Annotated in this window: 1 protein-coding gene; it reads left to right on the forward strand. The window is 60.4% G+C overall.

Annotation, left to right across the window (positions count from 1 at the left end):
• Nucleotides 1-1,296: IS66 family transposase (locus tag GWQ22_RS21410; protein ID WP_275931617.1), on the forward strand; the 1,296-nt coding region annotated here is incomplete at both ends.

Consider the following 1,296-nt stretch of genomic DNA (forward strand, 5'->3'; position numbering starts at 1 on the left):
GCCAAACCCAAGACCCCTCCCAAGCGCCGTCAGCGGGGTTTCTCTGACTCACTGCTTCGCGAGCGTATCGAGCTGACCCTTAGCGATGAAGAGAAAGCCGGGGCCAGTAAGGTCTTCTTCACCAAGGTCAAAGAAGAGCTGCAGTTCATTCCAGCCCAACTCAAGGTGCTGGAGATCTGGCAAGAGAAGGCGGTGTTCGAGCACGATGGCCAAGAACGGATCATCGCGGCCTGCCGCCCGGTGCACCCACTGGGCAAATGTATCGCCACCCCGTCCCTGCTGGGCTACATCATCACCTCGAAGTACGCCGATGGTCTGCCATTGTACCGGTTAGAGCAGATGTTTAAGCGCTTGGGGCAGGAGGTGAGCCGCACCAGCATGGCTCACTGGCTCATCCGGTTGGACGAGGTATTCCAGCCCTTGATGAACCTGCTGCGCGAAGAGCAAAACGGCGCTGCTTACCTGCAAGCTGACGAAACCCGGATCCAGGTGCTCAAGGAAGCGGGTAAAACCGCCCAATCGGATAAATGGATGTGGGTGATCCGCGGCGGGCCCCCGGGCCGACATTCGGTGTTATTTGAATATGATCCGTCGCGCGCTGGCAGCGTTCCCGTGCGCCTGCTGGCGGGCTTTGGCGGCATATTGCAAGCCGATGGTTATTCCGGCTACGCCGAGGTGTGCCGAACGAGCGGGCTCACCCGCATCGGTTGCTGGGACCATGCCCGGCGTAAATTTATCGAAGCGACCCAGGGCATCGCGGCGAAGGACAAACGCAAAGCCAGCAAGGCCGATGTGGCGTTGGGGTACATAGGTCACCTCTATGCGATTGAGCGGGAGCTGCGGGATGGCAGTGATGCCGAGCGCTATCAGGCGCGGCAGTCGCGTAGCGTTGCGCTGCTGGGCGAGTTCAAGAGCTGGCTGGAAGAGAACGTCGGCAAGGTCATGAAAGGCTCGCTGACGAGAAAAGCGATGGAGTACACGCTGGCGCAGTGGTCCTGTCTGGTGGGTTACTGCGCGCGCGGCGATCTGCACATCAGCAACGTACTGGCGGAAAATGCGATCCGCCCGTTTGCGGTCGGCCGTAAGGCGTGGTTGTTCGCCGACAGCAGGCACGGGGCCAAGGCGAGCGCGACCTGCTACTCGTTGCTGGAGACGGCCAAGGCCAATCAGCTGGAGCCGTCAGCCTATATCAACTATGTGCTGGAGCGGATTGGCGAGGCCGATACCCTGGAAAAGCTCGAAGCCCTGCTGCCATGGAACGTCCCGCTGGAGCCGATTGCAAAAAAAGTGGCGCAA

This window comes from Aeromonas sp. 1HA1, from assembly GCF_029237385.1.
GTDB lineage: Bacteria > Pseudomonadota > Gammaproteobacteria > Enterobacterales > Aeromonadaceae > Aeromonas > Aeromonas popoffii.